Here is a 19624-nt window from a genome sequence, read left to right on the forward strand (position 1 = left end):
TGAAGGTATCGCATTAAAGTGCTTGGCAACAATTATGACATCACCTATGAAGACAGCTGTTTATTGCTGTTGAAAATAACGTTTCTTACTTCACGGTACAAGTAATAGGACTTGCTGATTTTTACAGTATAGCTTTTGACTGTTTGACTATAAAATCTGGTTTTATTTATTGTCCCTTTCTACTTCTCGGCATCTTTCCAGAAGTTAATACCTATCATATTAAGGGTTTTTTGTTCAACAGTGGTACCCGGCAACCTATAAGAGTCAACCGTTGGCCAATAATTATCTGTAAACTGGGTTTTATCGGCATTTGCCAATTTCATCCAACCATCACCCTGATGCCATCCCTTTCTGTTATTTCCAGGACTGCCTACCGATTCATAGTTTTCAATTCTTGTTGAAAACATACTTATACCTAATCCATATGTTTGTCTAAGTAAATAAGCCCTGTCCATGGAATTGAATTGTTTGTACTTTTCAATATATTCCCTGCCAGTTATAGTTGAATCATTCATAATCTGCCCGGCCTTTAATGCATCATAAAGTGTGGTGGCAATCTCCCAATCCCACCAGTTGTTGCAATTGCCCTGTTTCCCTTGGGATTTGGTTGAGTTGTACCAATTATTAGTAATCAACCGCTTTAATGCTTCAATGATTTCGGTTTTCCAAACTGTATTGCCATATTGTGAGCACCCTTTGTTGAGACAGCCAATGCAAGGGACTTCAAACTTTGATGAGTGCCTGTTACATTGGAAGATACAGAAGGGTCTTTGTGGTTACTGAAGATGTATGTTCTGTCGGCGGCCAGGTTCAACCTGCTGTGTTTTGTATTGGCATCCGATTGAATTTGTTTGATCTTTGCTGCAAAATCAGTATCGCTGATATTGAAACCGTTTCCTCCGTTCAGCATTTCCAACCATTTATCCTTAAGCAAATCAAATTCATCTGCCGCACTTTCCGTCAATATACTGCTGAACATAAAATTATACTGACAACTTTTTTACTCATACGTACCCTCACATTTCATTGATTTTCCTAACTGATCGTAAGAGCCTCAGGTATTTGAAATTAATATACCTATGCATCTTCTTATTATGAATGTATTTTTAAAAACCCCTACTTCCTGATGCTTCAAGGAGTAGGGGCTTTTATCTACGTGTAATTCTTTAATTTTACTTTAAGCCAAGGGCTTGAATCATTTTTTCCGCATACCTCTTACCAAATGTAACCTGTGAATTATGATCAAAATGGAGATTATATATTGCATCACTGGAATCCTCAGTCAGTCCCTGTGCAGAAACTACATGACAGTTCTTAACTACGGTGGGCAGCTTATTTACCAAAGTATTATGACTTTTACAATCTCCGGTATAAAGAAGCTCACCCGCAAGAATAGGAATGTCACCCAAGCCAAGATCGTTTTTAAGTTTTGTCATCAGTGTATTAACCTTATTAGGCCAATCCGCTTGGTTACAATTTGTTTCTCCCTGATGCAAGAGAATGCCCTCTATAATTCCTCCCTTTTCCTTTGCTTTTTTAGCTTTTTCGAGAATCCAGCTATATTTTGAGCCAATTAAATCATCTATGCCTATACCGCTGACAGCACATGGTATCAAACCTATAGTATCATTAGCCGGTAGTTTCTGTATCAGAGTCTTGGCAAACCAGTCGCCAGGGCCTATGGAATCTCTATTTTCATGGAGAGGTGGAGCAGCAACAGCCCACTGATTATTATAATATCCCAATGAAAGTATCCGTGGGTCTTTTTCTCTATCAGAATTTTGAGCCTTAGGGTATCCTGCCATGTTGGATTGTCCTGTCAGAATGAAACAATGGAATTTACCGGCAGATGTTGGAGTTGGTGTTGATGTAGCCGGTACTTTTGTCGGAGTTGGTGTATTTGGTACTTTTGTTGAAGTTGGTGTGGCTTTTGGTACTGTTTTACCAAAATTCGCTGCAATTATTATAACATCAGCCATGTTTATAACGCCGTCATTATTGATGTCATATATCGGAGCATATCTGGGATCTCCGCTTACTGCATTAAAGGCACCAGCCAACAAAATAACATCAGCCATGTTTATAACGCTGTCATTGTTGATATCTCCTTTTATATCTGCTGCACTGGTAGTTACAACAGATTGTACAAAATATGTAGCAATAATACTGCAAATAAGTACCATACTTAATAGCTTTTTAATCTTCATACCGTACTTTTCCCCCTTAAAATAAATATTAAAACTCTTTTTCATAAAACAATCTTTACAGATTAAAAGTGATTACTCCTTTACATTTGTCTATCTAAAATCCCTCTAAAAATATTCATTATTTGCTCTGCCAAATGTAAGATTATTAACCCTTTTAATATAGATACCGAACTGTCACCCCTTTCTTTACTCTTATTGATGATCCTTCTCTTCCGGATTCAAAGAATCCTTAAGCATGCCTTAATTCACTATGGTAATTGCATTGTATAAATTACTATCTAAATATCTCTCTAAATATTACTGTATCAAATTTTGAGAATTTTTACAATTGTGAAATTAGTTGCTTGTATGATTATTCCATTCTTTAGAACATAATAACCAAGTGATTTTTCAACCTTAGTTGCTGATGTGAGAAATTGTGATGCAGCATAGACCACAATTTCACAGACACATAATAGGGCAGTTACAAAACCAAACTCACTCAATCGGTTTTATAACTGCCCCTCTTATCTTCATTATAGATTGTGCAATTTTATTGTACAATCTGCCTGTTTGATCCATCTGTCTTTATCCTGTAGACCTTATTTCCATCTAATGAATTTCTATAGTATATATAATTGTCATAAATCTCAATATCTTCATAACTGGTATCTGTAACACTGTCTGTTGTAACTTTTGTCCTTTCGGTACCATCCAGTTTTACTTTATATATCGTTCTTTGATCTGAGGCGTTTATATAATATAACCAATCGTTTATTATATGCTCACTATGATAATACCAGAATTTGAATGTCCCATCACTGTTGCGTATAAAGCCTGAAGGCTCATCAGTGCAGACGTCTCTTTTGTTATTTCCATTTAAATCTGCTTTTACAACCCTAGCTATGTAATTGTTATAACATTTAAAATATATTGTATCGCCTATAACGTCCACCCATGTAACAGCCCAATCATTACTTACAACAGTCTGATCGCTTCCATCGAGATACATCCTGTTAAGTTTATTGTCCTTAATATAATAAATACTCTCGCTTGATGCTTCTATTTCATAAACCTTTCCTTCACAGATTTTTGTCCTTTCCGAACCATCAGTTTTAACCCTAAAAACACTTCTGCCATCGAATTCATTGATATAATATATAAACTCACCTTGAAGTACAATTTGAGCTGCCTGTTCATTAACAAGATTTAATATTTTATTTCCATCAAAGGACTTTTTCACAATATTTTTCTTACTGTTAATAAAATAGTACTGATCATTTGCTATAATTACATTTCTTTTTCTTTAATAGTCATGTCAAAAAACTGACTATCGTTATTACAAGCCGGATATGCTTCCCTGTCCATTTATACTCAACCCCTAGCTGTTTGTCGGAAAGGTTGAAATGGAAATGGTTTATAAGATATCCGCCATCATTTAGATCATCATCATTAGATGTTGGATCAACATGGTAGTAAACACCGTTTATCTTTACCATATTCCATGCATGCCCCACTTTGTTCCATCTTTTCTGGTTGCTGAAAGAGAACCTGTTAAGAAATCGGTCTCCCCTCTAACCTTTATACATTCAATACCAACAGCATTTAGGAGCAATTGGAGAGCTTCCGCGTAACCGTCGCAAACTGCCGTACCGTTAATCAAGGCTCCATAAGCTTCATGTGTATCCGAAGGCAGTGTATCATTTATAAAATTGACCTTATCATACTTTACATATGTTACAACATAGTCATGCAATGCCATTTCCTTTTCCAATTCTGTCATTTCAGGCTTAATTACGCTTGCCACTACTTCCTTAACCTTTTTATCCATCTTTTCAAATCTGTCAAACAATTGTTGGTTTAATTTATCAGGAGTTTTGGGATTAACTACATATATCTTCTTTAAATTTTTGTATCCCTTAAGCACGCTTATATCCCTTAACGGATTATCCAGCAAATAAAAATACTCAAGCTTTTTCAAGTTTGAAAGGCAGGATATATCATTGATCTGGTTATAAGATATATCAAGTGCACTCATACCTGATAATTCTTTTATAGGCGAAATATCTGCTATTTGGTTTTCTGAAACTAATAGCCATATCAATTTTGTCAAATTCTTTAATATTGAAACATCCCTGACTTTGTTGTTTTTGAATTCCAATTTTGTAAGTTCTGTCAGAGATCCAAGACTTGTGATATCCTTAATATTATTTTTATTCAAATTCAGTTCCGTAAGCCCTCTAAAGTACTGCAACCCATCAATGTTGGATATGCCTTTATTCTCAAGATTCAATTTCTTAAGTTTTTTAGCATCAGTAGTCATTATGCTTCCGGTAGGCTTCTTCAAAGCTGTTCTTAATGCAGCTTCCAGCTTTGCATCTGGGAACTTTATTGCCTTAAGTGGTATGATAGTAACTGTCTTAGCTTTAGCTTCCCAATAAACATCTGTTCCAAGACTCTCAGCTATAAACCTGGTAGGTACTAGCGTCCTGCCATTTATCACCATAGGAGGAACATCAATTTTATGTACTTTACCGTTTATGTATGCATTTTTATTGTTTATTATGAGTTTTACAGTTTTCCCCTGCTTTTGTCCGATTACAGTTTTTGTTTTCGAATCCCATGTCACTGATGCACCAAGCCCTTCAAATATAACCCTTAAAGGGACCATTGTTCTTCCTGAAATAACAGCAGGCGGAACGTCGAAGGTCAAATAATTGCCGTCTATAGCTACTTTTATGCTATTATCATCAGATGCCGCTGCAAAGGCCTGGGACTTAGATATAGACAAGCCCGATAATAGTAAAATCGAAAAAACCGCAGCTATCAGCATTTTGTTTCTTATACTACTCATTTATTTCTCTCCTTAATACAAATCACAAAAGTGTCAATTTAGTTTACCATTTTCAACGAGTGCCATCAATATATAAAAAGATATAAAAATACACCAAACCCAAGTTTAGTGTATTTTTATATTTGTCAATTACTATTATCAAATTTTTAGAATTCCTCATTCGTTACTACTAACCACATTCTCAATCTTGGATATCTTAACCAAAAGCACCCTTTTATCCTCAACCTTTTCCATTTTAAAGACAAAGCCTCCAAACTCTATAACAGGCTTTTCCTCTTCAGAAGGTATTCTTCCGAGCTGTCCAATTAAAAAGCCGCTTAAAGTATCATATTCATCCACAGGAAGCTCTGCACCAGTCAAGTCGGCTACCTTATCCAAATCTACAATACCCTTTGCAACAAATGATTTTTCATCAATCACATCTATTTCTTTATCTTCCTCTTCATCATACTCATCGTTCAAATCGCCTACTATTTCTTCCAGGACATCCTCAATAGTAACCATACCTGCTGTTCCCCCATACTCATCAATTACTACTGCTATATTTTTCTTTTCTTTTTTAAACCTCTTAAGCATTTCATTTATGGGCATACTCTCAGGAACCGATATGATACTTCTTATAAAACCATCTATATTTTTAATATTTTTACGTATCTTCTGTTCGTATAAATCACGAATATGGATAAATCCTACTACATTATCCTTATCACCTTCACATACAGGATACCTTGTATATTTCTCATCCATTGCCATTTTTAATATGGTTTCAAATGAATCCTCCTTATAGACACATACCATATCCATACGGGGAATCATAATATCTTTTACTTGCTTATCAGTAAATTCAAATATATTATCAACATATGTGTACTCGGTTTTGTCTATCAATCCATGCTTATAACTTTCCTCAACAAGTATTTTAATTTCATCATCGGTATGAGCAGCTTCATGTTCTTCCACCATGGAATACCCCATAAGCTTTAGTATAAAGTTGGTGGTGTGGTTGAACAACCACATAATGGGATAAGTGGCTCTATAAAAAAGAAACAGCGGCAAACCTGTAGCAATTGAAAACTTTTCTGAGCTTATAATAGCCAGGGATTTTGGTACAAGCTCGCCCAATACAATATGCAAACCTGTAATTATAAAAAACCCTAGAAAAATGGAAATTGAATGGATGGTACTTTCAGATAGCCCAAACTGATGAAGTAACGGGCCTATCATTTTAGATACAGTAGGTTCGCCAATCCAACCAAGAGCCAATGATGCCAATGTAATACCCAATTGGCATGCAGACAGATATGAGTTCAGGTCGCTAACTACCTTATAAGCAAATTTTGCAGGTACACTTCCGGTTGAAACCAGTACTTCCAAACGTGATTTTCTAACCTTTACCAATGCAAACTCAGCACATACAAAAAAAGCATTCATAAGTACAAAGAATAACACCAGTAAAATGTTAATTACAATTATCATTTAAAATTTAATCCTCCAAGTCATTAATTAAAAGTCATACTTAATCTTAAATCAAATAGCTAACCTTTAATGCTATTGACAGCTTCCGTTTTTACATACCCTGATCTTTGATACCTTCTTCTCGTCAACCTCTTCAACCTTGAGCATCAAATCATTAAACTCTATAGTTGAAGTATCTCCTTTTTCCGGTATTCTTCCCATCTGGCCGATAACAAATCCGCTCAGTGTTTCATAGTCGTCAACCGGAAGATCTACTCCAAGTGCTTCCTGGACCTCATCCAAGCTGACAGCACCATTTATAAGATACGTATTATCATCTATTTTTTCCATTTCCTTCTCTTCTACATCATCTTCATCAAAAATATTTCCCACAATTTCTTCTATCAAGTCTTCCAATGTAACAATCCCGGCTGTTCCGCCATATTCATCTATAACTATGGCCATATGGGTCTTGTTTCTCTGAAGTTCCTTTAAAAGTTCATCTGTCTTTTTTGAAGAAGGCACAAAATATGGATGCCTGATTATATCCTTTAAGTTGAAACTCTTCTTGTCGCCTTCTTCAGCCAAATATTGAATAATATATTTAGCATGCATTATACCTATAATATTATCAATGTTATCCTCATATACTGGTATTCTGGAATACTTTTCAGAGTTTATAAATGAAGTTACCTCATTTAATCTTGCGTCAACAGGAAGAGCTTCAATTTCAGTTCTGTGAGTCATAATATCCGATACAACTTTATTATTAAAATCAAAAATATTATTGATCATTTCTTTCTCGGTCTCATCTATAGTACCTTTTTCTTCTCCTACATCCACCATCAGGCGGATTTCTTCTTCTGTCACCTTTTCATCATCTTCATTAGGATCTACTCCAAAAAGCCTTACCAAAAAACCGGTTGTCATGGTCAGTATTTTGATGAAAGGATATGCAAATATTGAAAAAAAGTACAAAGGCCCTGCAACAAACCTTGATACAGCCTCTGCTTTTCTTACAGCCAGTTTTTTAGGAACCATTTCTCCTAAAACAAGTGTAAAATAAAGGAGCACTAGTGAAATTATAATTATTGATATGTTTTTTAGCCATATATCAGCTACAGAAATATTTGTCATTTTGATCAATCCGACAAACTTTTCTGCAAAATGCTCTGCAACAAATGCACTGACTAGAAAGTAAGAAAATGCAACACCAATTTGAATTGTGGCAAGAAATCGTCCTGGTTCTTCCAATAGTTTTTTCAAAAGCCTGCCTTTTCCATTTTGCTCCTCAGGCATAGATTTGATTTTGCTATCATTTAATGAAATCAAAGCAGTTTCAGATAAATTAAAAAACGCACTTAACACTATCAGTACAACTAGTAATAGAATCTCGGGAAACAAATTTTTCATCCTCCATGTTAATTATTTACATACATAACTTAGACATTAAAAAAAGGCATAATAATCCTGTCTTTTTGGATTTAAAGCCTTTTGCTAAAACTTGTCATTAACCGATTTCTAATTTTTATAAATACCTGATTTAGTGCTTTACTACTTCGTATATCATCTGGAATATCTTCCATTTTAACAATCACTCCATATTTCTTCATTTTATTGTAATTTACTATATTATCTTCTATTATGTCAAGGATGCTTAAAGGTTTATACTCGAATTTATCTGCTTTATATGCATCATTGCACCCAATACCTTTATTTTTCGATAAATATACCTGAATTAGTGGAATAGTTTGGATTTAATCACTGTTATATTAATGGTGATAATAATCCTTCATATTTGATGAATACATATTTGGAAACTCTATACCAATAAGAGGCCAGAACACAATCATCGTACAAATATTTTCATCTGTAAAAAGGCCGCAAATACAGTACACAACGGTTATAGCCAATATTGAAACGTTTTTCTTCCTAAATGCTGAAAATAATATCCATAGAATGATAAGTATAAATATTAACATTGATAGCCCGCCTGTTTCAATTGCCTTTTGTAAAAACATGTTATGTGCCATATCAATATTCACATAAGCATTATACATAAACTTAAGCTTTCCAATATAATCATCCTGCTGGAATGCATAATAAAACGTATCAGGTCCGCTGCCTACTGCAATATAGTTTTTAACAAGAGGTATAGTTCGTGACCAGATATATCCCCTTCCTGATGCAAACCTTTCCTTGCCGGTAAAGAGGCCTGACAGTACCTCTTTCATTTTCGCTTCTTTTCCGTAAAGATCCGCAAGTAAAAAGGTATTTTCCTTTATAATAAACCTCAAAAGGGCATTTTGCTTTTTTATGTACAGGTTTTCCTTATCTGCAAAAACAATGAAATCTCGATAATTGTCCCTGTTTATAACATAACCTTCGTCATCAGGTGAATAATCAAGGGTCAGCTCCAAACCGTAAGTATCGGAAAATACAAGGTTACTGTACCTTTTCTCAATATTAAGGCTATTATTATTAAATCTGAGTGTCAGCTTATTTTTATTTACAGTAAAGTCATTTATCCTTTCTGTTATACCTGCAGCAGTATCCTGAGTATTTATGTAGACTGTAGATAATCTCTCCATAAATTTCCCATTTCCTAGAATCAAGGTTGTTCCCAAAACTATAGCCATACAAATAAAAACTGATATAAAACTTTTATAATAAATCTTAATTTTTTTCAAAGCCATTAAAACTATCACTATGGTTCCTACTGCCGCTCCAAGATATGCACCTCTTGAATAACAGTTTAACAATGAAAATAAAGACAGAGACATTGTAAAAAGCGGAAGTATCATTTGCTTTTTATTTTCTATAAAAATAGCTTTAGATAAGGTAAATACCATTATTATTGCTGAATATGTTCCAAATACATTTGAATTATAAAGGGTTGAGTAGATGGAATTTCTAAAGGAAGAGCTGTCCGGATATAGTATCCCATTAGCCAGTTCCTCATAGCTATTTGGTATTATGATGCTTTTAATAAATTCTGTTTTGAATGGATCTAAACCAAAAAACTGAAAAATGCCTAATATAAAGATAATATTGGCGGAAATATATATAATTTTATAAATCCAATCCCTTTTAAATTTGTCTGAATATAAAAGCCCGCATGCCATAATGATAAAGACCGACACTATTGTGAAGAGTCCTTCATTTTGGCATCTATAACCAAACAATGAAACACTAAGATTGCTTGATAAGATTGTGGATATGATGCATGTAATAATATAGATTCCCGTCAGAGCCAGTAAGACTATATTTTCTTTATTTTGACCTCTTTCAAGATGGCTTTTATTCTGAAAAAACTTTTTCAAGCCATAAAATAACGGAATTACTGCTACAATAGCTGCAATATAAAGGGCCCAGGATTTCCAAAAGGCAAAAAAGTCATATGCATCAGGTAAAGCGTTTGATGGATTTTCAATTATCCTTAATCTAACAACAAGTGGAATAAAAGCTATTGTAAAAATTACCATCGAAATTGCCGTTATATTTAATGCTCTATTCCTTACTTCTCTTTTTGCACATGCTTTTTTGTCTTTTTTCAATCACTACACTCCGATCTTTTTTAAGGAATGACAAAAATATTACAATTCTTATAACTGTTCAAACAGCATATAAACCATTTTAGCAACTTCAGCTCTTGTTGTATAGCCTTTAGGGTCAAATAAACCATTTGATTTACCGGACATTATTTTCTTACCCACAACAAACCTGATATGTTCTTCTGCATACATAGAAATTTTCTTTTTGTCCTTAAATGTCAATTCTCCTGTATTATCATCTATATGAGCATCAGTATATGTTAATGCCCTTGATATCATTACTGCCGCATCTTCCCTTGTAATTTTATCATTTGGGTTGAATTTTCCCTTCCAACCGGTTATTATCCTTGCTTCGGCCGCAGCAATTACAGCATTTCTATACCAGTCGCTTTCTTTGATATCTGAGAAAGATACATTTGAACCATTGGCCTCAAGCTTTAAAAGTCTTGTGATAATGGAAGCAAACTCTGCTCTTGTAATATTCAAATCAGGCTTGAATAGACCTTTTTCATATCCCTTCACAATACCTTTGGCAGACATTGCTTCTATATAAACCTGTGGCCAGCTTCCTTTTTTTACATCATTATATTTAGTGCTGTTATTTATTACACATACAGGTGCAAGTGCTCTTGTTTTTGCAGTAATAGTTTCTGAATCCTTGTGGTACTTTGCTCCTAGATTTTCGATTTCACCATCGAATCCTAAGCTTATAAGAGTTAAATATTCATTGCTGTCGGTTGATTCATAAGGCAGTGCAATTCTTACAGGGTTCTTTGATTTCTTTAATACAGCCTTATCACCGTTTATATCCTCAGTTATAAATGTAATCCTGACAACATCTGAAGAACCCGTTACGCCCTTTTGCTCTTTCGTCAAGCCTGACAACGGCATATTTCCAAGTGTTAAAGACAGCTGCTTAATATCCTTTGATATAAATTCTTTTATGCTAAAACTCAATGTAATACGTGGTGTAATCAATCGTATTTCATTACTGCCTTTTAGATCAAGGCTTTTTAAAAAACTATCAGGAATATTTACCACACAACTTTCAGTGTTGATTTCATTTGAAAGATCAATTTCGCAAATCTTATTCTTGATCATTTGAGCTATATAATCGTCTCCTGCATTTACATCAACTATTGTTTTATCATTTTCCAATTTGACTTCCATTCCTTTTCCATCTGATGCAGGCTTTTTACCATCACTAGGTTTTGTTACAGCTGCCTTTGTTGGTGTGACTGCAGCGGTAACTGTAGGCGTTGCAGTAGGTGTTGGCGTCGATGCTTGCTGAACCGGCAATGCTGCACCTCCACCTCCACCTTGACTTCCCTGACTAGCTTGGGTAGCTGCTGGTGTTGGCGTTGGTGTTGTATCTGCTGAAGGAGTTGGTGTTACATCTCCTTGTGCAGGCGTTTCATCTGGCATATTTGTTCCTGTTGGTGTTGGCGTTGATTCTGATATTGATGTTGGTGTCGATTCAGTTATTGTTGCTGTTGGTGCCGATTCAGTTGTTGTTGCTGTTGGTGTTGCAACTGCTGTATGTGTTGCTGTTGGTGTTGCTGTTGGTGTTGCTGTTGGCGTTGCTTCTACTGTCGGTGTTGTTTCTGCTATTGGTGTTCCTGTTGCTGTTGGAGTAGATTCTTCTGTCGGTGTTACCATTGGTGTTGCTGTAGGGGTTACTTCTACTGTCGGCGTTGCTGTAGGTGTTGGAGTTGATTCTGCTGTTGTCGGTGTTGCTTCTTCAACCACAGTTAGGTTCATTGTTGCTGCTGCATTTGTATTTCTTGACTCTGCTCCCCTGATAATACCTTTTACAGTATACACACCAGGCTTATCTAATGACAAAACTCCGTCTTTAACAGCTTTCTCATTTCCTTCGCTATCAATATAGGTGTAATCAACTAAACCATCAAGACCTTTGTCTTCTATTACTTCATTATTAATACTACATTTAATAAATTTATTTAAATCAATGATTGAAGATGTAGTTGTTTCAACCGACAAATCTGAGCTAAAGCAAAGCTGCTTTTGATCAATAATGTTTATAGAAAGCGGTAACCCCTCAATACCTTTAATATAGTTTTTTGAAAGATTGTATTGGCAATTCCGTTTTTTCGCATCGTTTATAATCACTTGAGGTATTTTTGTAAGATTATTCATGGACAAATCAACATACTGTGCTTTCGTATTACTTAGATCATAGTCAATAGGCACTTCATTGATTTTATTGCTAGATAACAATATAGATTCAAGTTGGCTATTTATGCTGAAATCGGGCATTGCTTTCAAGCCACAATTGGTTAAATCAATGTTACCTAAATTTGTTAGCCTCTCTATTCCATCTTTTCCACCAGGGACAGTATTAATTTTTTCATTGTCCCTTATTGTCAAATTTCTCAAGTAACCTATATTTAGAACTTCCTCTGGAAATTTTTCAAACCCGCAGGATGAAATATTTAATTCTTCCAGGCTATACATTAATTCGATATTCTCAGGCAATTTATTTATCAAGTTACCAGACATATCAAGGAAATATAATTTGTCAAGATTCAAAACATCTTCTGGAAATGATGAAAGTTCACATCTATCAAGCTTTAATATTCTTAACTCATTTAAAGAAGACAGACCGCTTTCTTTAGGTATATCTTTTAATCTATTACCCCCAAGTCCAAACGATAAAGTTCTTGCATCTTTGTTAAACATTCAGGAAGCAAGTCTAAATTACAGTTATATAACGACAGGCTATGTAAATCCTTGAATACAGTTCCAAAATAACTTGGAAGTGTATTTATAGGATTATATGACAAATCCAAGGTAGTAAGGTTTTCAAGTGCTTCAATACCCTTAGGAATTTCAATCAATCCGTTATCTGCAATACATAGTGAATAGAGGTTCTTAAGATTTGTATAATCTATGGAATCAGCTATCACTACATTTTCTTCTAAGTCCTTTGTTTTTGTCAAGTCCAGGATTCTCAAATTCTTCATCAAGTTTACTGACTTAATTGAATCTTTTGCTATTTTTTGACTACCACGTATTGCCTGGCCGGATACATTTCCACATACAAGGTTTGTGAGATTTGCAAACTCAGGTATCTTAATTGTATTCACATTCTCATTAAGACTTAAAACTCTTAATAGTGGAAGCTTATCTTCAATTCCTTTTGGAAAACCCTTAATCTTTGAATTGTTGACTATCAGCCAATATAAACCCGTAAGATTCTCAAGACCTGAAAGGTCTGAAATCTCAGGATTTGACATGTTTAATTCTTTTAATGAACATAAAGTAACATCAGTAACTCTATCCCATAGAACTTTATTGTAATCAATAATACCTGTATCTTCTGAATATGCCTTCAGAGCTTTTAACACTTCTTTTCCAAAAGCCTCATCAGGAAAGGCAGCTTTAAATTTTTCTTCATTATAATAAATATCTTTGTCAAAAACACTTATGGTTGCAGTCGCTTTGGCAAATGAATTGCTATTATCAGCATCCTTTAACTTTGCTGTAATAACGTAAGTTCCTTCTTTTTCAATTTTAAGCATTCCATTATCATCAACAAGTCCTTCCTTTTCCTCAATGCCCTCAGATACTGTAAACTCTACAGGAACTATACCCTTTATATTAGATATATTCTCAGGCTTTCCATAGTTGTATTGTACTGTCCTTGACAGGTAATCATAGATATCTATACTTTCTCCTGACATTATATATGATGGCATATTCTCAAGCATAAGACAATTTGGTGAAATATTGCTTATACAATCAGGTAATTGTAATGAAAAAAGGTCTGATAAATAATTATAGTATAAGTTAACTTTGCAATTAGATGCATTCAAACTTGAAAACACTTTTGGTATACTTGTAAAATAGTTAAAACCTAAGTCAATGTATAAGTCTTTAATTCCACTTAAATCAGTATCATCAGGAATGTGGCATATTAAATTATTCCTTAAATTTAATAACTCTAAATTGGGCAAGCATTTAATGTCTGGAAACTCAGTAAGTTTACAGCTTTCCAAGTAAAGAGCACTAAGATTATCAAATTTGCCCTTTAACATATCACTTTCAGGTAATTTTTTTATATCATTACCTGAAAGATGTAAGTAAGACAAATTGGGTAAATCACATATTTCAGTAGGAAAACTATCCAGATTGCAGTTACTTAAATGTAATTCAAAGAGATGGTTAAGTTTTTTTATGCCATCATCACCATCAGGAACTCTTTTTATAGGATTATTTGATATATCCAATCTATGTAGTTCTTGCAGATCTAACAAACTTTCAGGGAATTCATCGATAGAGCAATTTGACAAATTTATAAAGTATAAATTTTTAAGTTTAGCCACAAGACTTAATTGTTCTACATTCTTCCCCATTGGATTGCTGCCAATATCAAGATATTCCAGATTTTCTATATAGGTTACAAATTCAGGAAACTTGTCAAAGCCACAATCAGTGGCACTTAAATATTTAAGATTTGGAAATGCCTTGTAAAATTCATTTGAATAATCTGTAATTTTATTTCCTCTTATGTCAAGTGATTCACATAAGCCTACAAGACCGTCACTATAATGTAAAGAAGCTATATTATTATAAGAAACATCAAGAGTTTTTAAATTTGATAATGCAGCAACTTCTATTGGTATCGAGCTTAATTTACAATTATTCATTCTAAGTTTCTCAATATTTTTAAAATTCTCAAAAAAACCTGCAGGTATACTGCCTATATCATTTATTCCCATGTCCAGAAATTTTAAATTACTTAAGCTTTTAATACTTTCCGGCAGTGATTCAATATTATTACCGGAAATGTCTAGCTGTTCGAGATTTCCAAATTTAGAATAATCAATTACTTTTGCAATGGAACTATTATCCGAAACTTTTGATTTGCATAAATTTAATATTTTAAGATTGGCCATAGACTCAATTGAATCTCTTGAATTCATTGTCACAGCTTGGCCTGATAATGTGCTGAATTCATTTAAGTTAGCAAAAGCTGGTATTTTCAACGTCTTATTACCGCCTAATGAAAGAGACTTAAGGTTTGTAAGACTTTTTTCAATTTCGTCAGGAAACCTGTCAATTTTTGTATCGGATACAACCAATCTCTCTAGTCCTTCGAGCTTCTCCAACCCATTTAGACTTTCTATATTATTTAACACTTGAAATTCTTTTAAGCTGCTAATGCTATTATCATTAACCAAAGACCAATCAATATTATTAGTATCTACTCCAATAGCTTTTAATACTTGTTTCCCAAATTCCCTGTCGGTAAAGATATTGTAAAAGGACTCTTCGTCATAGGTTTGACCGCTCCCCACATCATCCGCCGCCAATGCTTGCGGGCTTAATATGGTTAATAACATAACAACTACTAAAAAATAAGATAAAATTCTTTTTTGGTTAAGCATAATTTTCCCCCTTAAAAATTAGAAATGTGCTGCTTCTATATCTGTATATATTACCTAAAGTATACAAAATTTTTTCTAAAAGTATAGCGGAACTTTCCAATATTTTAACATTATTGACAAAATGTTGGAAAGTCAAAAAGCCTGTCCATCAGTAATTACTGACGAACAGGCTATCATTATTTCTTTTACCTAGGTTGTATTAAGAATTTTATAGCTGTTCTTTCTTCTCCGTCAATGCTGACTTCTGAAAATGCAGGTACAGCTACCAGATCAATTCCATTTGGTGCCACAAAACCTCTAGTAATGGCAATAGCCTTAACTGCTTGATTTACTGCACCAGCACCAACTGCTTGAATTTCCGCACAATTGCGATCTCTCAACGCTGCTGCTAGAGCCCCAGCTACAGATTTAGGCTGTGAATTAGCCGATACTTTAAGAACCTCCATACACTTATCCCCCTACAAATAATCAAATATTTCTTCTATATATTAGTAATTAAGTAGTACATAATCAAGATTATACACTAGTTTTCAAATTGCTGCAATTTTTCTTAAAATTCATCAAAAATTTACTTATTTACAACCCCCTTATGAAAAATTCATCTTTGAGATCTTCAATAGATTTAATTGATATCCTTTTAAATTGGTACTTACTCTTTAGATATTCGATATTACCCCTCCTTTGTCCAATAATATCACAAATGTATTTTTTATCTGTATATATAATTATATCATGTTCTTTAAATAATGAATACTCTTTTATATAATTTTCTATCCTATCACGCCATAATCTGGATTCAACCAACTGCCTGAAGGCTGGATGAAAAGGTCCTCCTACAACATCAAAATTGTTATTAATATTGTCAGTTGGCTGTAGTCCGATTCTTATAACCTTAATGTCATTTTTGTTGTATAATTCCAAGAGCTTTGCACATAAGCTCACAGCCTCCTCCAACTCCAGAGGAGTATAACTTCCCTCATTAAACATTTTCTCAAGATAAGTATTTCTAACCACTAGTGTTGGATAAATCCTTACAATTTGAGGACTTAGCTCAACAACCTTCCTGGCTGTATCCAGATCTTTCTCATAATTAGAACCCGGAAGTCCTATCATAGTCTGGATTCCCAAACCTATTCCATTTTCCTTAATAAGACAACATGCCTTGTACACATCATCAGTACCATGTCCCCGCCCGCTGGTTTTGAGGACATCTTCATCGAGACTTTGAACTCCAAGCTCAACTGTCTTAACATTATACATTTTTAATCTGTTAAGAATTTGAGAATTAATATAATCAGGTCTCGTTGATAGTCGTATACCTTTAATTCTGCCCTGGGCCACATACTCATTTGCTGCTTCCAAAAACATTATCTGTTTGGTATCTTCAATACCAGTAAAACTACCGCCATAAAATCCTATTTCTATAAAGCTGTCTCCTTGTGCAGTAGATAGATGTGAATCAATAGTATCATACATCTTTTCAACTGTCATTTCCTCTGTCTGCCCGCTGATTGCTTTCTGGTTGCAGTAAATACAATCAAAGGGACAGCCCTTATGCGGAATAAAAACAGGAATAACCATATGTTTTTTACTCACGTTATCACCTTATTTTTAAGTTTAAAGATTCCAATGCTGCTTTTGCTGCAGCTTGTTCGGCTTCCTTTTTACTCTTTCCCTTACCTTTTCCAACAACTTTATTCATAATCTTTACCTGTGCAACAAATTCCTTGTCATGATCAGGTCCGTTTTCCTCTAATATTTCATAAATTATTTTCTTTTCTCCATCCTTTTGTACGATCTCCTGGAACTGGGTTTTGTAATCCAGAAAAATTATACCTAAAACTGCGTCTTTTATTAGATGATCCATCTGTTGAAGAACAAATGCCTTTACATTTTTCATACCTCCATCAAGATAAACAGCACCAATAATTGCTTCAAATGCATCAGACAAAATTGAGGTTCTTGTCCTGCCACCGCTCAGGTCCTCGCCCTTCCCCAGCAAAAGGAATTTACCTACCTCTATATTGTTGGAACACTTTACCAAAGACTGCTCACATACAATATTTGCCCTTACTTTAGTTAACTGACCCTCTGACAAATTGGGATAATTGCTGTATATTGTTTCACTTATTATAATATTTAATACTGCATCACCCAGAAATTCAAGCCTTTCATTGCTTGTAAGATTATCATTCCTATTCTCATTAGCATAGGAACTGTGAGTCAGTGCCAAAATAATATTTTTTCTGTTTTTAAACTTGTAGTTTATTTTCTCTTCAAATCCATTAAGATTTTCCAAAAGCGTTTCCAAATTAATCATAAAGCCTCCAAAATCTTCATAAAAAGTGATTAGTCTTTTAATTTAATAACACTTTCATATAATACCAAACTTTCCAGACATAAATGTCAATAGAGGACGTAAATTACGTCCCCTAATCTATAAATTACAATTTGCTTATCTATAATTATTCTGCTTTATACTTCTTTAATGTTATGGAAGCATTATGGCCTCCAAAACCTAATGAATTGGATATTGCATACTCAATATCAGTCTTGCGTCCAACATTAGGAACATAATCAAGATCACATTCAGGATCAGGAGTTTTATAATTTATTGTAGGTGGTAAAAACCCTTCCTTTAACGCCAATGAAGTAATTATTGCTTCAATGGCACCAGCAGCTCCCAAAAGGTGTCCTGTCATTGATTTTGTTGAACTTACTGCAAGTTTATTCGCATGTGCACCGAAAACTGTTTTAATTGCAGCTGTTTCAAATTTATCATTATACTCCGTTGATGTACCATGTGCATTTATATAATCCACATCTTCAGGTTTAATACCCGCATCCTTTACAGCAAGACTCATACATCTTGCTCCGCCTTCACCTTCTGGTGCAGGTGCAACTATGTCATAAGCATCATTCGTACAAGCATATCCAACAACTTCTACTATTATGTTTGCACCTCTTTTTACTGCATGTTCATACTCTTCCAATATGAGTATACCGGCACCTTCACCCATTATAAAACCATTTCTGTTTGCATCAAATGGCTTACATGCATCTAAAGGATCTTCAGTTGTTGACATTGCCTTCATTGAACAGAATCCTGCAATTGATAATGGAGTAATGGCAGCTTCTGAACCACCGGAAATCATTATATCTGCATCTCCGCGCTGTATTACCTTGAATGCATCTCCTAAAGCATTAGTAGACGTAGCACAAGCTGTTATAACGGTTTCATTAAATCCCTTCGCACCATACTGTATTGCAATACGGCCTGAAGCCATGTTTGCAATCATCATTGGAATAAAGAATGGACTTACCCTTCCAGGTCCCTTATTCATTAATGCGTCATGCTGATTCTCAAGGGTCTCAATTCCGCCTATACCAGAACCCACTATACATCCGAATCTAGTATGATCTATCTTTTCCAAATCCAAGCCTGACATTTCAACAGCCTGCTTTGATGCAGCCATTGCATATTGAGTATATCTGTCCATTCTCTTTGCTTCTTTTTTGTCAATATATAATGTTGGATCAAAATCTTTTATCTCAGCCGCAACCTTAGTACTATAATTAGTTATATCAAAACGTTCAATAGTGCTGATACCACATTTACCTTCCTTAATTGAATTCCAGAACTTTTCAACATCAAAGCCTAATGATGAGATAACACCTAGTCCGGTAATAACAACTCTCTTTTTCATATGATAGCCTCCTTATATATCTTCAATCAAAATTTTCAAAATAAGATCTTCAAGATTATACTTATTATTCTTTTAAGCAAAATATATTTCAATAAAGTTCTCATTCACTAACAAATGGTAACTTTAGTTATTGTTTCAAGTTTTCGTTTCATTTTGTAAAAAAAGCCCCTTTTATAGGGACTTTTTTTTAAGAGTTATTTTTAATAAATTCTACAGCGTCACCCACTGTTGCAATCTTTTCTGCCTCGCTGTCAGGAATTTCGATATCAAATTCTTCTTCAAGCGCCATAATAAGTTCAACTATATCAAGTGAATCCGCACCCAGATCATCAATAAATGAAGATTCCATGGCTATATCTTCTTCTTCAACACCTAACTGCTCTACGATTATTTTTTTAACTTTTTCAAACACTATTCATTCACCTCCTTCCACAGGGGGTTAATATTTAACATC

At 34.3% G+C, this 19624-nt stretch carries 16 protein-coding genes; all 16 read right to left on the bottom strand.

Annotated features, from left to right (window positions below):
• Window positions 1-179 precede the first annotated feature (179 nt).
• The 16 genes from Bccel_RS06050 to acpP all read right to left on the bottom strand — a co-directional run bounded on the left by Bccel_RS06050 (window position 180) and on the right by acpP (window position 19585).
• Window positions 180-635, bottom strand: coding sequence for a polysaccharide lyase family 8 super-sandwich domain-containing protein (locus tag Bccel_RS06050; RefSeq protein ID WP_050753180.1), 456 nt, complete (start codon window positions 633-635; stop codon window positions 180-182).
• A 5-nt stretch (window positions 636-640) separates the two neighbouring features.
• Window positions 641-979: a hypothetical protein gene (locus Bccel_RS06055; protein ID WP_050753181.1), complete on the bottom strand. Its 339-nt coding sequence runs from the start codon at window positions 977-979 to the stop codon at window positions 641-643.
• 193 nt (window positions 980-1172) lie between these two features.
• The gene (locus Bccel_RS06060; RefSeq protein WP_050753182.1) at window positions 1173-2207 is read right to left on the bottom strand and encodes a sialate O-acetylesterase; all 1035 of its coding nucleotides are present in this window, start codon (window positions 2205-2207) and stop codon (window positions 1173-1175) included.
• A gap of 532 nt (window positions 2208-2739) precedes the next feature.
• Window positions 2740-3477 carry a DUF5050 domain-containing protein gene (locus Bccel_RS06070; RefSeq protein WP_338053627.1) on the bottom strand — a complete coding sequence of 246 codons (738 nt, stop codon included), beginning with the start codon at window positions 3475-3477 and terminating at the stop codon, window positions 2740-2742.
• 22 nt (window positions 3478-3499) lie between these two features.
• Window positions 3500-3685 (bottom strand): hypothetical protein, encoded by a 186-nt coding sequence (locus Bccel_RS06075; RefSeq protein WP_050753184.1) that lies wholly within the window; start codon window positions 3683-3685, stop codon window positions 3500-3502.
• Window positions 3679-5040 carry a stalk domain-containing protein gene (locus Bccel_RS06080; protein ID WP_050753185.1) on the bottom strand — a complete coding sequence of 454 codons (1362 nt, stop codon included), beginning with the start codon at window positions 5038-5040 and terminating at the stop codon, window positions 3679-3681. Before Bccel_RS06080 ends, Bccel_RS06075 begins: the two co-directional genes overlap by 7 nt.
• Before the next feature lie 156 nt (window positions 5041-5196).
• Complete coding sequence (locus Bccel_RS06085) at window positions 5197-6516, bottom strand: hemolysin family protein (protein ID WP_036944352.1); 1320 nt, start codon at window positions 6514-6516, stop codon at window positions 5197-5199.
• A gap of 72 nt (window positions 6517-6588) precedes the next feature.
• Window positions 6589-7908, bottom strand: coding sequence for a hemolysin family protein (locus Bccel_RS06090; RefSeq protein ID WP_036944351.1), 1320 nt, complete (start codon window positions 7906-7908; stop codon window positions 6589-6591).
• 359 nt (window positions 7909-8267) lie between these two features.
• Entirely contained in the window at window positions 8268-10052 is a 1785-nt protein-coding gene (locus Bccel_RS06095; protein ID WP_036944350.1) for an O-antigen ligase family protein, read from the bottom strand.
• A gap of 48 nt (window positions 10053-10100) precedes the next feature.
• Entirely contained in the window at window positions 10101-12752 is a 2652-nt protein-coding gene (locus Bccel_RS06100; protein ID WP_050753186.1) for an S-layer homology domain-containing protein, read from the bottom strand.
• Window positions 12698-15463: a leucine-rich repeat domain-containing protein gene (locus Bccel_RS06105; protein ID WP_050753187.1), complete on the bottom strand. Its 2766-nt coding sequence runs from the start codon at window positions 15461-15463 to the stop codon at window positions 12698-12700. The genes Bccel_RS06100 and Bccel_RS06105 overlap by 55 nt, the downstream gene beginning before the upstream one ends.
• Window positions 15464-15648: 185 nt before the next feature.
• The gene (locus Bccel_RS06110) at window positions 15649-15909 is read right to left on the bottom strand and encodes a stage V sporulation protein S (RefSeq protein ID WP_036944348.1); all 261 of its coding nucleotides are present in this window, start codon (window positions 15907-15909) and stop codon (window positions 15649-15651) included.
• A gap of 130 nt (window positions 15910-16039) precedes the next feature.
• Window positions 16040-17059, bottom strand: a complete 1020-nt coding sequence (locus tag Bccel_RS06115) for an elongator complex protein 3 (protein ID WP_050753188.1) — start codon at window positions 17057-17059, stop codon at window positions 16040-16042.
• Between the two features lie 4 nt (window positions 17060-17063).
• A complete protein-coding gene (gene rnc, locus Bccel_RS06120) occupies window positions 17064-17783 on the bottom strand; it encodes a ribonuclease III (protein WP_036944346.1) in 720 nt (239 codons plus the stop codon).
• Between the two features lie 145 nt (window positions 17784-17928).
• A complete protein-coding gene (fabF, locus tag Bccel_RS06125) occupies window positions 17929-19170 on the bottom strand; it encodes a beta-ketoacyl-ACP synthase II (protein ID WP_036944345.1) in 1242 nt (413 codons plus the stop codon).
• A gap of 187 nt (window positions 19171-19357) precedes the next feature.
• The gene (acpP, locus tag Bccel_RS06130) at window positions 19358-19585 is read right to left on the bottom strand and encodes an acyl carrier protein (protein WP_036944344.1); all 228 of its coding nucleotides are present in this window, start codon (window positions 19583-19585) and stop codon (window positions 19358-19360) included.
• Between the last annotated feature and the right edge of the window lie 39 nt (window positions 19586-19624).

Source organism: Pseudobacteroides cellulosolvens ATCC 35603 = DSM 2933 (genome assembly GCF_001262605.1).
GTDB lineage: Bacteria > Bacillota > Clostridia > Acetivibrionales > DSM-2933 > Pseudobacteroides > Pseudobacteroides cellulosolvens.

Bases quoted from the DNA above. Each gene is read 5' to 3' on its own strand.
- Bccel_RS06055 (WP_050753181.1), bottom strand. From the start codon at position 979: ATGTTCAGCAGTATATTGACGGAAAGTGCGGCAGATGAATTTGATTTG.
- Bccel_RS06060 (WP_050753182.1), bottom strand. From the start codon at position 2,207: ATGAAGATTAAAAAGCTATTAAGTATGGTACTTATTTGCAGTATTATT.
- Bccel_RS06075 (WP_050753184.1), bottom strand. From the start codon at position 3,685: ATGGTAAAGATAAACGGTGTTTACTACCATGTTGATCCAACATCTAAT.
- Bccel_RS06080 (WP_050753185.1), bottom strand. From the start codon at position 5,040: ATGAGTAGTATAAGAAACAAAATGCTGATAGCTGCGGTTTTTTCGATT.
- Bccel_RS06085 (WP_036944352.1), bottom strand. From the start codon at position 6,516: ATGATAATTGTAATTAACATTTTACTGGTGTTATTCTTTGTACTTATG.
- Bccel_RS06090 (WP_036944351.1), bottom strand. From the start codon at position 7,908: ATGAAAAATTTGTTTCCCGAGATTCTATTACTAGTTGTACTGATAGTG.
- Bccel_RS06100 (WP_050753186.1), bottom strand. From the start codon at position 12,752: ATGTTTAACAAAGATGCAAGAACTTTATCGTTTGGACTTGGGGGTAAT.
- Bccel_RS06105 (WP_050753187.1), bottom strand. From the start codon at position 15,463: ATGCTTAACCAAAAAAGAATTTTATCTTATTTTTTAGTAGTTGTTATG.
- Bccel_RS06110 (WP_036944348.1), bottom strand. From the start codon at position 15,909: ATGGAGGTTCTTAAAGTATCGGCTAATTCACAGCCTAAATCTGTAGCT.
- rnc (WP_036944346.1), bottom strand. From the start codon at position 17,783: ATGATTAATTTGGAAACGCTTTTGGAAAATCTTAATGGATTTGAAGAG.
- fabF (WP_036944345.1), bottom strand. From the start codon at position 19,170: ATGAAAAAGAGAGTTGTTATTACCGGACTAGGTGTTATCTCATCATTA.